The sequence below is a fragment of the Paraburkholderia sediminicola genome, assembly GCF_902859805.1.
Classification (GTDB): domain Bacteria; phylum Pseudomonadota; class Gammaproteobacteria; order Burkholderiales; family Burkholderiaceae; genus Paraburkholderia; species Paraburkholderia sediminicola.
Map to the genome: position 1 here is coordinate 544,530 of NZ_CADIKC010000001.1, position 13,346 is coordinate 557,875.

Here is a 13,346-nt window from a genome sequence, read left to right on the forward strand (position 1 = left end):
GCAGCCTCAGAAGCGCGCGTTGATTTCAAGCTGCAACACGTCGATCGACACCGGCGGTCCGTACACTTCACGCGCGCTCAGATAACGCGCCGACAACCACGTATCGCGCGCCACCGCATAGGCGGCCGAGAGGATGTAGCCCTTCGCGTTCGTGCCGCCCAGGTGGAAGTCCGGATCGGTGAAGGCGTCGAGCGTTGCGTCGGGTTGCAGATACTTGTAGGCGATCGAGAAGTTCCATTCGCCCTTGTTCTTCGGATCAGGCTCGCCGACAGTCGCCTTCGCGAGGAAGCCGTTCGGACCGCTTCTGAAATCCGATTGCGACACCGTCGTCGAGTTCGAGTTGTAGTTGTTCACCGGTAGCGTCGCCGCGCTGAAGGCCTTGTTCTCGTTGTAGGCCAGGTTGCGCACGTATTCGCCATCCAGACGCAGCTTCATGCGGTTCGCCACCACGGTGTCCCACTGCGCTTTCACGTCGAACAGACGGTAGTTGAAAGCGAGGCCGAACACCTGCGGATCAGGCGTCAAACCCGGCGCGAGATTCGGGTTCTGCGCGATATTGCGCAGCGCGACCAGCGTATTGCCGCCCTGGACGAAGGCCGGCGCTTCGTTGTCCGTGCTGCAGCTCGTCTGGCCCAGATACAGCGCGCACGGCGAAGACAATGTGCCGCGCAGGTTCTGGTAGTCGTAGTAAGCAAGCGCGCCCTTCACGCGGTTCTGCGAATTGATCTTCCATTCGGCGCCCACCTGCGCGCCGAACATCCATTTCGTATCGGTGCCCGACTTGTCGAGACTGTTCGACGGGAAGCTCTCGCTCGTGTACTGAATCGGGAACACGCCAAGCGTGCCGAACAGCGTCACGTCCTGGTTGGCCGGCAGCGCACGCCGGAAGCTGGCAGCAAGCCCGTCCAGTTCCAGATCGTTCGAGAACAGCAGGTCGGATGTGAAAAAAGGATTGTCGAAGCGGCCTGCGGTGACGTTGAGCCAGGCCGTCGGCTGATAGTTGATGTAGACCTTGTTCAGCCAGATGTTTTTCTTCGCGAAGCCGCCGCCCGCCGTCGAGGTGGTCGACACCGGCCCGTTGTCGTTACCGCTCGCGAGCTGGATGCCCGCGGTGAACTGATCCGACAGCAACGCCGTCACGCCGAGACGCGCGCGGTAGCGTTCGAGGTTGTTGCGGTTCTGCGTGGTGTTCAGTGAAGGCGGCAGCGCGGTATTCGTATTCGGGTTGATGTCATACCCGCCGTTCTGGTTGATCGCCGCGAAGTTGGTCTGCCCTGTCGCGTTGTTCGGCGAGTAGAAGTGATACTCGTCACGCACCCGCACGTCGCCGTCGATCTTGATTCGCGAAACCCAGTCCGGGAATGTGTTGGGCTGCGCCCAGTTCTCCGACTTAGCCTGCGCGATGACCTCCTGCTTGACCTGGTCGCGAATCTGGTCACGCACCACTTGCGGCACGTAGGGCACGGCGACATCGCCCGGCTGGGTCGGCGCGTTCACCACCGCCATGCCGCCGCGCGCGCCCGTCGGGTTCGCTGCATTCGCGGCTTTCGCCTGCGCCGCTTCGCTCTGCGCCTGGTTGATCAGCTCGTTCGCGTTGGCCTGCGTGAGTACACCCCGCTTCACCAGCAGGTTGATCAGGTTGATCACCGTGCTCTCGGTCGGCGCGGCTTTCGCCGTCGCGGCCTGCGTTTCGAGCGACTGCGCGTCGGCCCCCGCGCTGATGCCAAGGCCGAGGCCCAATGACGCCAGCACCGCCAAACTGATGCGCGAGCGCCGCAACGTGCCGTTGCTCGCGCGCTGACCGCGGCCACTGCGTGCCGTCTGAATAGACATTCCCGTTCTCCACATAACGTGCGTTTTTTGCAGCACAGTCCGCCCCACCCCCGTGGGCGAACCGGCTTTGCGATCTCGTGTCAGGTGTTACGTTCGTTGCCCGGCTCCTTGCCGGGCTTCGCATTCATTCCAACCCGGTGGCGTTCAGCCCGGCGAGCGGCCGTGCAGCTTGATCAGCGCCGGATAAGCGGAGCGCGGCGGCGGTGCCTGGTCCGCCTTAAACGCTTCAACCGCGCCCACCACGGCGTCGTCGAGCTTGCTGTCACCGGACGACTGCACGATCACCGCCTTGGTGATGCGTCCGTCCCGGTCCATCCAGATGTTCAGATTCACGTTGAAGCGCGATCCACCGCCCGACGCCTGCACCTGCTTGTCCCGCTCCACCGCGCTTTGCAGCAGGTAGCCGATGTACTGCCGGTAAGTGCTATTGCCGAAGCTGCCGCCTCCGCCGCTGCCCACCATGCCGCTGCCGTCGCCAGCGCCGATGCCGAAGTTGTCGGTGCCGGCCTGGGCCGGTGCGTCCATAGTCATCTGCTTCGGCTGGTTGTCCGAAGGCTTGGGCGCTTCCGTTGGCTTCGGCACTTCGGTGGGTTTCTCCACCGGCGTCTTGACGTCTTCCTGCACCTTCTCTGGCGGCGGTTTCTCTTTGGGTGGCGGTGGCGGAGGCGGCGGCAACGGAATCACCGTCGTCACCTGCGGCGCCTGCGCCCGCTTGACGCCCGCCGTATCGCTAGCGAAGTGCCAGATGAGCGCCACCAGTCCCACCGCGATCAGCACCAGCAACACAGGCTTGACGAAGCGCCCCGGTCCGTTTCCGGAGCCGCCCGGCCCGTTGGTATAGGTTGTTTCCATGGCCGGTCTCTATCCGCCCTGGTGGGCTTTGCCGGTCACCAGCCCCACCTGCGAAAGATCGAGACGGCGCAGCAGATCGAGTACGTCCATCACCTTCTGGTAAGCGACCGTCGAGTCGCCCTTGAGGACGATCGGGAACTCCGGCGTCAGCGCCTTCTGCGTGCGCAAGCGGTCTTCCAGTTCGCTCATCGACACCGGATACGCATCCAGATAGATCTGCCCCGAGTCCGCCACCGTGATGGCCTTGGTCTTCGGCTTCGCGAGACTTGCCGCGGAACTCGCTTTCGGCAAGTCCACCTTGATGCCTTGTACGGACGCGGTGGTCATGATGATGAAAATGATCAGCAGCACGTACGCGAGATCGAGCATCGGCGTGATGTTGATGTCGTCGTAGGGCTTGTCGTCGTCCTGAACCTGCATGGCGCGTTTCTCCTGGGTTGCGGGTTACGCTGCGGGTTACTCGGCGGCCAGCGAATGGTCGGCGCTGCGATGGGCTTCCGCGAGGCGCGTCACGAATTCGTCGACGAACACCTGCATGTTGGCCGTGACGTTCTTGTTGCGAATCAGCAGGTAGTTGTAGCCAAACAGCGCGGGAATCGCGACGAACAGACCGGTCACGGTGGCAAGCAATGCAGCTGCGATACCTGGCGCGATGGCGTTCACGTTGACGTCGCCAGCGGCCGCGATGGCAGCAAAAGTGATCATCACGCCGACCACCGTGCCCAGCAGGCCGAGGAACGGGCCGCCTGAAATGGCAATGGTGAGCAGCACCATGGATTTCGACAGACGCTGGTTTTCGCGCACGAGAGTGGCATCCATCGAGGCGCGAATCGCTTCGATCGACTCGGCGGTAATCAGCGTGCGGCCGTGGCCGTCCACGCGGCTGTGAATTTCGGCGACACCCGCGCGATACAGCCGGTACAACGACGAATGACGCAGGCGCTGGCCTTCTTCGCTACGCTCGTCGGTATGCGCCAGACCCACCAGATGGCGCCCCGCCACTTCGCGGAAACGTTGCACGAAGAAACCATTGGCTTTGTCGACGGTGCCGACATACGTAGCCTTGGTCCACATCACGACCCACGAGGTCACGGCCATCAGCATCAGAATGCCGATCACGACCCACGCATCCACCGTCACAGACTTGACGATCACGCCGAAGTAGCCGAAGCCGAAGCCCGACTGTTTTTCATCGGCGCCGTAGTTGAAGAGTTTCGATTCGGCGCCTTGCGAGAGCACGTCGAGTGCGATCAGGTTCGCCGGACGCGCGACTTTGGAAAGGCGCAGTTCATCCATCTCGCCGTTGAAGCCGGCGAAACCCGCGGGCGCGTTCGCCACATCGCCGCCAATTGCAGCAGCGCTCGTCAGCGCGGGCAACGCGGCGGCGATCTGCGCAACCTGTTTGCCGCCAACGTAGAGCGTGACGTTCTTGCCGTCGGCCGTGACGGCGAGCTGGCTCCATTGATTTGCCGCAACCGCAGGCACGGCCGCCGTACGCAGCGGCGCTGCACCGCCATCCACTTCGACGAACGGCACGCCGTTGTCCAACCCGATCAGCAGCGCATTGGCGCCGTCGCGGCGGCCATAGACCAACGTGTTCGCTGCAAGCGTGGCCGGCTTGACCCACGCGCTGAAAGTAAAGCTGCCGCCCGCGCCCAGATTCAGCGAAGGGCTCGCGGGCAGGTTCAGCGGACTCGCGCCGTTGAATTGCGCAGCGCGGCCGACAATGCCGTCTTCCGCAATTCGAGCCGGGGCGTTCTGCGCATTGTTGGCGTAAGCGGTCGAATCTTTCGACGGCGCGCCAGCCGCGCCGTTGAAGTGATACACCAGCGTGTAGTCGGCGTCGAAGGTCTCGGCCGGCTTGCTGCCGTCGGGCGCTTTCTTGTTGCCGTAGTACATCCAGATGTTCTGCGCCGCACCGGCCGGCATCTGTGTGATGTCGACCCACACCAGCGCCACGCCCAGCACCGCGTCGTATTGCTCGATCTGGTAATTGAGCGGCGTCTTGTCGTCGGCGGCTACGAAGCGGATATCCGCGCCGTTGTCCTGCAAGCCGTCGAACTGGAAGTTGCCCGAATGCAGGCGAATCAGCAGCGGTGCGCGACCGGCCGATTCCGTCAGGTTCGCGCCCTTCGGGCTGGTGTCGATCGTGATCGCCTTGCGATACGACCAGTCGTTCTGCCACCACGCGTTGGCGACGCCCGGCACGCAGCCGAGCAGCACCGTCATGGCCGAGATTAAAAGGAACAATGCTCGCTTCACAGTCATACTCCCCGAAAAACCGACTGCAACAGCCGGCACAAGAGATTTGAAAATCGGTCAAGGTGGCGCAGGTGGTGCATCAGAAACCCACCCGCACGTAGAAATCGAAGCGCGGGCTGTACTGCTTCGTGTAGACGCCCGCCTTCAACGGCCAGCCGGCTTCGAAATCGGCGCTCGCATATTTGAGCAACTGCACGCGCGTGCCGACACCAACCGACAGCAGGTTGAAGCTCGCGACCTGCTCCGGCAGCGGGCTCAGCAGCCACAAGTGCGCCGCGTCGACGAACGCGTGGAAGCGCCATTCGTTCACATTGCCTGCGATCGCACTGCCGAGGTACTTCGAGATCGACGGGCTCCTCAATTCGAGTGAGCCGACCACGCCGCTGTCGGCCGTGTCTTCCGCCTGCATGTAGCCGCGCACGCTGTTCATGCCGCCCGCCGCGAACTGTTCGCTCGACACCAGCGGCGAATTCGCCAGTTGTGCGCTCACGTGCGCGTTGGCCTGAATGTCGTGATCGAAGTCCTGTGTATGGTTGAGGTCGAACTTGCCGTACACGAAGTCCGGTGTCGCGTTGAAGCGCTTGTTGTCGTACGCATTCCAGTCGCTGCCGATACCGCGGATATTGGTCGTCAGCGATGCCGCGAACGAAGTCTGCGAGTTCTTCAGGTTCATCTGGCCGGCGTACGCGAGCGTGACCGGCACGTAGGTGAGCGGCACCGTGCTCGTGCCCTGGCCGACGATCGTGTCGTTCTCGTCGTAATGCTTGCGATCGATCTCGATGCTGACCGACTGCGAATAGGTCTCGCTGGAGGGCAGCGCGTAGCTCGCGGTAAAGCCGAACGTGGTGCCTTTACCCAGCACGTTGGTGCCGCCGAGTGACGCGACGTTACTGTCCGAGTGGAGCACCGTGGCAAGGAAGCTCCAGTGCGAATCCTTGATCGGCGCGAGATACGAAAACGAGTAGATGCGCGCATCCTGCGGATGCTGCGGCGCGATCAGGTAGGTACCCGAGAGCACATGACCCAGTTGCCAGAGATTCGAGTAACTGAGCGACGCGCTCGTGCGCAGCGACGAGGTGTTCGGACTGTTGTCGTTGTTCATGTCGAGCGTGCCGTGCCACGGGCTGTGATCGTCGACTTTCAGGTCGACATCCACCGTTTGCGGCAGCGCGCCCGGCTTGAGCACGGGGATCACCTGGCGATCCGCAGAGCGGTTCAGGTCCGTCAACTGCTGCTGCGCCTGATTGAAATCCGGCACGCCACCTTCGGCGAGTGCGGGTACGGCGTCGCGTATATCGAGCGGCGAGTAATACTTCGCGCCTTCCACGCGCAAGCGTCCCACTTTCGCTTCCACCACCTGCAGCACGATTACGCCGTTCTTCACCTGCTGCGGCGGCAATTCAACCACCACCGACTGATAGCCCTTGTCCTGATACACCTTCTGCAAAGCGTCGCGCGCCGCGTTGACGTCGGCGAGCGTGCGGCCCGGACCTTCGAACGGATAGACCGCTTTTTCGATTTCCAGACCCGGAAGCGTCGTATTGCCGCGCACGATGAACTCGTTCACGTCGAAAGTTTTTGGCGCCGTGCCGGCAGACGGCGCAGTCTGCGCGGCCGGTCCACCCTGCGACGACTGTGTGCCGGCAACGGCCGGCGCTGCGCCGGCGGTGCTCGACTGCGCGTGAGCCGTTCCCGTCAGCGTGACACCCCCCATCACCAGAACGCCGACCCAGCTGCGCCGACGAATACGTGCTTCCCCGTCCAACTTTGGCGTCATTGCGCCACTCCTTCGTGATTCGAATATGCCGGTTGAATTCGGGATTGCGAGTCCGGCTCATTTTTCAAGTCACGAACAATACAAAGATCGAAAGTCCACGTTGTGACCGGTTATACGTACAACGAAGCTAAATACATAAAACCCGACGCTCGGATTTCCAGCGCTCAAAAATGTACTCACCATCTGTCACGCGAAGACGCCGCTCACCGTCCTACCATCTGCATCACGCGAACGGGCGAGGGCGACATGAAGCATGCGGGGAGCGCAGGCAGTATCGGCATGGCCCGTCAACGCGGTGTGGCGATCATCACCGTGCTGCTCATCGTCGCGCTGGTGGCGACGCTCGCGGCCAGCCTCGTCTGGCGCGAACTGGTTGCCGTACGTGACGTAGAAAATCAGCGCGTGGCCGCGCAAACCATGTGGGCGGAGCGCGCTGCGGTGCAATGGGCGCGAGAGGTTTTGCGCGAACAGGCCGCCAACTCGAATGCGGTGTATGCGGGGCAGCGCTGGTCGCTACCGGTGAAGGACGTCGCGCTCGCGGACTTCCTGCCGCGCGACGTGCTGTCCGTGAATGGCGAGCTGGCGCACGCGAAAATCTCCGGCGACATGGAAGACGCGCAGGCGAAATTCAATCTGATGAACCTGGTGTCACGCGCGGGACCGAGCGCGCCGTTCCAGATCAATGCCGAAGGTTTGGCGGGCTACCGGCGCTTACTCAGCGGCCTCGGGCTGAATCCCGGCCTCGCGCAATTGACCGCTGCGCACATGCTGCAATCGTTGAAGGACGGCTCCGGCTCGGACGGCTGGCCACTGCAGCTTGTGACGGTGGACGATCTGATCCGCATTCCAGGTTATGACGCCAAGGCCGTGCAAACACTGATGCCGCTCACCACGGTGCTGCCCGACTTCACCATGGTCAATGCGAACACCGCCCCTGCACAGGTTCTTGCCGCGGCGATTCCGACGCTCTCGACAGGACAGGCGCAGACGCTGATCGAGCGGCGCAATACGGCCTACTTCGTGAGCACCGGCGATATCGCCACCGTGCTGGCCGGCGCCACTACGAACGGCGCATTGCCGGCCGGTTCGCTGGTTGGCGTTGATAGCGGCTATTTCATTGTTCATTGCCGGATCGTTTCGGACCGGATCGACACACGTGTGGACACGCTGATCGCTCGCTACGGCATTGGCGATTTCAGCTGGACTGCAGTGGTGTGGGTACACCGTTTGACGAGCTGAAGCGGCGCGACATTCACGCCGCGCGACAGTATTCAGGTGACGCGCCGCTCAATACGCTCCGACATATCCCGATCGCGCAACGTATCGACCAATGCGTTCCAGTAATCGATCGGCACGAGGCAGGCAACCGGTTGACCGTATTTGGTCACCATAACCGGATGGCTTTGCGCCTCTCTCAATGCATGCGATGGATTTCTGCTGAAATCTCGTGTGGCCATGCTGACCGCCTGTTGCCAAAAGAATTGCTCCACCTGTTGATCCTTATAGAGGGTCTTCTGACCGGCACCCTCTGCAACCGCCAGATGCACCTGCCCGTGAATAGCGGCACGTCAAGACCTTTGACTTATTTGTCTGACCCATTCTAGCGACGGCGATTATGTTTAACAACATATCGTTGCAGTTTCAACCAAACATTTATTTCGCGACCCGAAATATTATGATTGAGCGACAAATGATACGTACCTTGGCGGCCCGAGATAAAACCCAGCCATAAAAAAGTACGTACTTTTTAACACCGAATGTTCATATTCGGCGACTTCCGGATAATCGTCCTCCGGGTGCATTTTTTATTGTCGGAAATAAAGACTTTATTGCGTGCGCGGCGCAAGTCGCATCGGTATCTTTCACTGCTCGCCGGCCGGTTGGAGCGTGACCGACACCGCGGCATGTCCGACTTTGTCGTTGCCCGTCACGCGCGCGCTGATCACGCGGACATGAAAACGCTTTCGCGCTTCGTCGAGCCAGGCGATCCACGCGCCGAACGGCACATCTTTCGCGTCGATCTGCACCGCCTTGTCGAGCACGGCAAGCTGAACCTGGCCGAGCACCGCGGCGTCGAGCGAAGCCGACAGCGCGTCGCGCAGTGCGGCGCCGGAAGGCGCGGCGATCGATGCTGACGCCCGCAGACGGCGCGCTTCGTCGGCCTGAACGCCGACGTCGGCCACTTCAGCTTCAAGACCAGGCAGACTCGCGAGTATGCGCGTACTGCCGTCGAAAGCGGGCGACCACAGCACGCTATAGATCATCGCGACGCCGGCCAGTACCGCGCCTGCGCCGAGCAACTGCTTTTCGCGCGTGGCGCGTGCTTCCCACCATTGCGTCAGCGCGTGCCGGATGGCGACGGCTTGAGTGTCCATTTGCCCTCCTCCTGATGCGCGGCGATACCCTGCGCCGCGAGACGGCGCACGAAGGCGTCGCGATCCAGTTCCGTGCCGGTTTTGAACGACACCTCTAATGCACCGCCGCTGTAGTTCAGCGAAGCCATCGAGGCTGCCGGAATCGGCCCCAATGCATGCGCGACGCCGGCGCTGAGGGCCAGAAAATCGTCCGGTCGCAATTCGGCTGCCGCAGCCTTCATTCGCGCGAGTTGCGACGCCATTTGCGCGTGCGGATCGAGCATGACCGTGGTCGGCGGCAACGCCTCCTGAGCGAGTTGCGTCATGGTTTCTGTGAGCGCGTCGCGCTGATGGCGCAGACGCAGCCACTGCAGGTTGACGGTGATTAGCGCCACAGCGACCGAGGCGGCGACGATCGAGAGCGGTATGCGCCAGCGACGTACCTGCGCTACGACACCACCTCGTCCTGAAGAACCGAATTCGAACTGGCACAGATCGAAACGGCATGCGATGGCCGAGCGCGCCAGCATCTGCCATGGCAACGTTTTCACGGTCGCCGCGTCGGCATCAGGCGTGATCCGAGCGTCGCCGTATTGAAGCCGGTAGATTGTCGGCTCCGCGTCGTGCGAGAGATGGTTTAACGTCGCGTCCAATTGCTCCGCGCCTACGCTAAAGCCAAATCCCAACGCGCCACGCCGGAATGCGAGTTCGAACCGTTCGTCTTCGGGGGCTTCGACATGCGGCAACTCGGCGTTGTCCGTTGTGGCAGGAATTTTTTGCGCGACCGGCACGATTAGCGCTGTGATGCGTTTGATTGCATCGCGCTGAGCGGCCGCCTGTGCCGTTTCCGTCGCCAGAATCGTGTTCGGTTCCGCTTCTACCGCCGATTCGGCGTTCAACTCGTCCGCTGTCGTGCTCAAGGAGTCGACCTGTGTGGCCCCGTCATCCACGTCCAGCATCGGCAAACACTGCGCAAGCGGCACCGCGCGCACCCGTCGGTGCCCCGCTTCAGCGAACCGGTCGAGCACCATGCCGAACCAGCCCCGATCCACGACCGCAATGCAACGCATCGCCTCGCCGCGTGCGGCCGGTGCGATCGCGAAATGGCACTGCTGGGCGTCCTGCATCAAATGCTCTTCGACCACATTGGGCAACATGCGCCGCAGCCGTACGCCCTGCGCCGGCGGCAAAGTCGTGGCGAGCATCAGCGTGTCGCGCGCCGCGACAATCAGGACGGTCGACGTTCCGCTCGGCAGCGTCTTCAACGTCGCAAATCCGGTCTCGATCGCGCGGTCGCCGTTGCGCGATGCGAGCGCGAAGGGAAATGGGTATGTGTCCCAGTCGTGCGTAACAAACGCGTCGCGCGCGGGCAGCAGAACGATCACAGTCGACATTCAAGCCTCTTCGATTCGGCTTTCATGATTGAGGCCATCGCATTCCTATGTCCTTGCAAAATTCGCCCTCGGCTCATGGACGACGTACGCCGAAACTGCCGATTCCCGTGCTGATCACTCGCACGTGTACGGCGCCGGAATAAAGCGTGACCGTCACCGGCGCGTCGATGCTTTCCTCGCCGAAGACGATGCGCTGCACCGCCGCACCATCTGCATAGCGGATCGACACGCCAGTGACGTCGGCCTCCCAGCGATGCGCGCCGAGTACGCTGTCCGCGAGCGGTTGCCATGTGCCATTCGTTGCACGCCGCAGAAAGCGATAGCCACCGCCGACCGGTTGCCATGCAATCGGTGCGGAACGCACTTGCGCTTCGTCGAGCGCCGATTCGAACATCGCGGCGAGGCGTTGTGCTTCTTCGGTCAGGTCGGTGCTGCGATTGCGGGTCGGCGCAAGGCCGACTACCGCGAGCAGCAGGCCTGCGATCAGCAACACCACCAGCATTTCGAGCAGCGTGAAACCTCGTTGCCGCAAGCCACGCCGTGCTACGCCTGCTTCATTGCCAGGAGCCGATATCCGCGTCATTACCCTCTCCTCCCGCCTTCCCGTCGGCGCCGTAGCTGAAGACATCGATATCACCGTGGACGCCGGGGTTCAGGTATTGATAGGGATTGCCCCACGGGTCGTTCGGCAGACGTTCGAGGTAGCCGCCCGACTTCCAGTTGTTCGGCACCGGATCCGTCGACGGTTTTTCGACTAGCGCGCGCAGGCCCTGATCGTTCGCCGGATAGCGACCGTTGTCGAGCTTGTAGAGATTGAGCCCCTGCATAACCGAGCCGATATCCTGTTTCGCCGCCACTCGCCGCGCTTCGTCCGGTCGGCTCATGATTTTCGGCACGATCAGCGCGGCGAGAATGCCGAGGATCGCGATCACCACCATGATTTCGATGAGTGTGAAACCGCGTTGGGTTCGCTGTGTATGCAGGTCCCGCCGTTTGCGCACCGCGCGCTCCATGTCTCGGTGCGCAAGCGCTACTGTCGAATCGGTCATCATTGATTCACCTTTGCGTTCAAGAATGATGTTCTCATGCGCGTGCCCTGAATGTGGCGCGCCGTTCGCTCCCGCTGGAATGCGGACTTCCAACTCACTACGTCGCCGAAACCATGCGCCTTCAACTCCGTCCCACGCTCCTCGCCACCGTTGCCAGCGCGGCGCTGTTCGCCGCCGTCAGCGCGTGGTCCGCGCATGTGCTCCTCACGCCGCTGCCGCACGCCAATCCGCAGGCCCAGCCCATCGCTGCGATCGACGCCACCGGCGGCGGCGCGCTGTTCGGCGCCGCGCCGGATCAGGGGCATCGCGACGACGTGCAACTGCTCGGCATTCTCGCGTTCGATCCGCATCACGCCGCGGCTATCGTGAGTGTGGGTGGCGAGGCGGCACGCGTGGTGCGCGTGAACGGCGCCATCAGCAATGCGGCGACGCTGGCAGAGGTGCATGGCCGCTCGATCGTCGTCGAGCACAATGGCGTGCGACGTGAAATCGCGCTGCCGGCAGTGGATTCGCCAAGTGCTTTTGTCCGATAGATCGCACATATTGCAAACGCGGCCAGAACGGCAGGCAGTCAGCGTAAAAGCGGCTGCGTGCATCAATGCACCAGGTTATTCAATTCGATAATCGGCAGCATTACCGCCAGCACAATCACGAGTACGGTGCCGCCCATCGCGAGAATCAACAGCGGTTCCATCAAACTCGTCAGGAACATCGTGCGACGCTCGAGTTCTGACGCTTCACCCGCAGCGGCGCGGTCGAGCATCGTGGTCACGTCACCGGTCGCTTCGCCTGAACGGATCAGATGCACCAGCACCGGCGGGAAGGTCTTCGTATTGCCGAGCGCGCGAGAGAGCGCCGTGCCTTCGCGGACCCGCACGATTGCGTCATCCACCAGCGTGCGCATCGCGCGATTGCTGAGCGTTTCACCCGCTGCCTGCAACGCGCGTAAGATCGGCACGCCTGCGGCGATCAGAATGCCGAGCGTGCTCGCAAAGCGCACCGTGTTGTAGCCCCGCACGAGTTTGCCTGCGAGAGGCGCCGTCAATATCCACCTGTCGAAAGAGAGCCGTGGCCCACGCTGCGCCAGGATGGAGCGCACGCCATAAACGATCACAATCAACGCGATCAGCGCCGCCCACCACCATTGCCGCACAAAGCCGGACAGCGCCATCATCAACACGGTGAGAAACGGCAATTGCTGCTTTGTGCTGGCAAACACGTTCACCACTTGCGGCACCACATAGCTCAACAGGAATGTAACGATGCCAAAGGCCACCACGGTGACGACCGCGGGATACGTGAAAGCCAGCACGATCTTCTGCTTGAGCGCATTACGCTGTTCGATGTAGTCGGCGAGACGCGAGAGTACGAGACCGAGCTTGCCGGTGTGCTCGCCCGCCGAGACCAGTGCGCGATAAATGTCCGGAAAATCTTTGGGATGCTGCGCCAGCGCATTCGCGAATGAATGACCGCCGAGCACTTCGCCGCGAATCGCCGCGAGCAGGCTGCGCAGATAATCGCGCTCGGCCTGATCGGTGAGCACGGCAAGTGCTTCGTCGAGTGGCAGGCCCGCGACCAGCAGGCTCGCCAGTTGTCGCGTGAGCAACGCCTGCTCGCGTTGCGACAGTTTTCGGCCGAAGCCGCCCGACGCCTTCGCGCCTTTCGCTGACGCACCGCCTGCGTGGCTCGCCGCGGTGGCAACCGTCATCGGCACGAGGCCCTGGGCGCGTAACTGGCTGCGCACCGAGCGCGCGCTGTCACCGTCCAGCACGCCTCTTTTGGATTTGCCTGCTGCATCGATCGCTTCGAAACGGAACGCCGTCAT

The 13,346-nt window shown here is 62.4% G+C and carries 13 protein-coding genes; 2 read left to right on the forward strand and 11 right to left on the reverse strand.

What is annotated here, in order from left to right:
* Positions 1-6 precede the first annotated feature (6 nt).
* The 5 genes from R8871_RS02450 to R8871_RS02470 all read right to left on the reverse strand — a co-directional run bounded on the left by R8871_RS02450 (position 7) and on the right by R8871_RS02470 (position 6,724).
* Positions 7-1,833: a putative porin gene (locus tag R8871_RS02450; RefSeq protein ID WP_175048885.1), complete on the reverse strand. Its 1,827-nt coding sequence runs from the start codon at positions 1,831-1,833 to the stop codon at positions 7-9.
* Positions 1,834-1,977: 144 nt separating this feature from the next.
* Positions 1,978-2,685: a TonB family protein gene (locus R8871_RS02455; protein WP_175048886.1), complete on the reverse strand. Its 708-nt coding sequence runs from the start codon at positions 2,683-2,685 to the stop codon at positions 1,978-1,980.
* A gap of 9 nt (positions 2,686-2,694) precedes the next feature.
* On the reverse strand, positions 2,695-3,105 hold the full coding sequence (locus R8871_RS02460) for an ExbD/TolR family protein (protein ID WP_175048887.1): 411 nt from the start codon (positions 3,103-3,105) through the stop codon (positions 2,695-2,697).
* 36 nt (positions 3,106-3,141) lie between these two features.
* On the reverse strand, positions 3,142-4,953 hold the full coding sequence (locus R8871_RS02465; RefSeq protein ID WP_407673077.1) for a DUF2341 domain-containing protein: 1,812 nt from the start codon (positions 4,951-4,953) through the stop codon (positions 3,142-3,144).
* Between the two features lie 73 nt (positions 4,954-5,026).
* Positions 5,027-6,724: a ShlB/FhaC/HecB family hemolysin secretion/activation protein gene (locus R8871_RS02470; protein WP_175048888.1), complete on the reverse strand. Its 1,698-nt coding sequence runs from the start codon at positions 6,722-6,724 to the stop codon at positions 5,027-5,029.
* Positions 6,725-6,970: 246 nt separating this feature from the next.
* Between R8871_RS02470 and gspK the strand changes: the two genes are divergently transcribed.
* A complete protein-coding gene (gene gspK / locus R8871_RS02475) occupies positions 6,971-7,963 on the forward strand; it encodes a type II secretion system minor pseudopilin GspK (protein ID WP_175048889.1) in 993 nt (330 codons plus the stop codon).
* A gap of 32 nt (positions 7,964-7,995) precedes the next feature.
* Here the strand turns inward: gspK and R8871_RS02480 are convergent, their stop codons facing one another.
* The 5 genes from R8871_RS02480 to gspG form a co-directional block, all read right to left on the reverse strand.
* Entirely contained in the window at positions 7,996-8,181 is a 186-nt protein-coding gene (locus R8871_RS02480) for a type II toxin-antitoxin system prevent-host-death family antitoxin (protein WP_175048890.1), read from the reverse strand.
* A gap of 405 nt (positions 8,182-8,586) precedes the next feature.
* Positions 8,587-9,099, reverse strand: coding sequence for a type II secretion system protein GspM (gspM, locus tag R8871_RS02485; protein WP_175048891.1), 513 nt, complete (start codon positions 9,097-9,099; stop codon positions 8,587-8,589).
* Entirely contained in the window at positions 9,063-10,472 is a 1,410-nt protein-coding gene (gspL, locus tag R8871_RS02490) for a type II secretion system protein GspL (protein WP_175048892.1), read from the reverse strand. The genes gspM and gspL overlap by 37 nt, the downstream gene beginning before the upstream one ends.
* Positions 10,473-10,545: 73 nt before the next feature.
* On the reverse strand, positions 10,546-11,055 hold the full coding sequence (locus R8871_RS02495) for a GspH/FimT family pseudopilin (RefSeq protein WP_175048893.1): 510 nt from the start codon (positions 11,053-11,055) through the stop codon (positions 10,546-10,548).
* Positions 11,027-11,485, reverse strand: a complete 459-nt coding sequence (gene gspG, locus R8871_RS02500) for a type II secretion system major pseudopilin GspG (RefSeq protein WP_175049951.1) — start codon at positions 11,483-11,485, stop codon at positions 11,027-11,029. Before gspG ends, R8871_RS02495 begins: the two co-directional genes overlap by 29 nt.
* Positions 11,486-11,634: 149 nt before the next feature.
* Here gspG and R8871_RS02505 point away from each other — a divergent pair, with 149 nt between their 5' ends.
* Complete coding sequence (locus tag R8871_RS02505) at positions 11,635-12,054, forward strand: general secretion pathway protein GspC (protein ID WP_175048894.1); 420 nt, start codon at positions 11,635-11,637, stop codon at positions 12,052-12,054.
* A gap of 62 nt (positions 12,055-12,116) precedes the next feature.
* Here the strand turns inward: R8871_RS02505 and gspF are convergent, their stop codons facing one another.
* On the reverse strand, positions 12,117-13,346 hold the full coding sequence (gspF, locus tag R8871_RS02510; RefSeq protein ID WP_175048895.1) for a type II secretion system inner membrane protein GspF: 1,230 nt from the start codon (positions 13,344-13,346) through the stop codon (positions 12,117-12,119).

Coding starts and splice junctions, on each gene's coding strand:
- R8871_RS02495 (WP_175048893.1), bottom strand. CDS start 11,055: ATGACGCGGATATCGGCTCCTGGCAATGAAGCAGGCGTAGCACGGCGT.
- gspL (WP_175048892.1), bottom strand. CDS start 10,472: ATGTCGACTGTGATCGTTCTGCTGCCCGCGCGCGACGCGTTTGTTACG.
- R8871_RS02505 (WP_175048894.1), top strand. CDS start 11,635: ATGCGCCTTCAACTCCGTCCCACGCTCCTCGCCACCGTTGCCAGCGCG.
- gspF (WP_175048895.1), bottom strand. CDS start 13,346: ATGACGGCGTTCCGTTTCGAAGCGATCGATGCAGCAGGCAAATCCAAA.
- gspM (WP_175048891.1), bottom strand. CDS start 9,099: ATGGACACTCAAGCCGTCGCCATCCGGCACGCGCTGACGCAATGGTGG.
- gspG (WP_175049951.1), bottom strand. CDS start 11,485: ATGGAGCGCGCGGTGCGCAAACGGCGGGACCTGCATACACAGCGAACC.
- R8871_RS02450 (WP_175048885.1), bottom strand. CDS start 1,833: ATGTCTATTCAGACGGCACGCAGTGGCCGCGGTCAGCGCGCGAGCAAC.
- gspK (WP_175048889.1), top strand. CDS start 6,971: ATGAAGCATGCGGGGAGCGCAGGCAGTATCGGCATGGCCCGTCAACGC.
- R8871_RS02465 (WP_407673077.1), bottom strand. CDS start 4,953: ATGACTGTGAAGCGAGCATTGTTCCTTTTAATCTCGGCCATGACGGTG.
- R8871_RS02460 (WP_175048887.1), bottom strand. CDS start 3,105: ATGCAGGTTCAGGACGACGACAAGCCCTACGACGACATCAACATCACG.
- R8871_RS02455 (WP_175048886.1), bottom strand. CDS start 2,685: ATGGAAACAACCTATACCAACGGGCCGGGCGGCTCCGGAAACGGACCG.
- R8871_RS02480 (WP_175048890.1), bottom strand. CDS start 8,181: ATGGCCACACGAGATTTCAGCAGAAATCCATCGCATGCATTGAGAGAG.
- R8871_RS02470 (WP_175048888.1), bottom strand. CDS start 6,724: ATGACGCCAAAGTTGGACGGGGAAGCACGTATTCGTCGGCGCAGCTGG.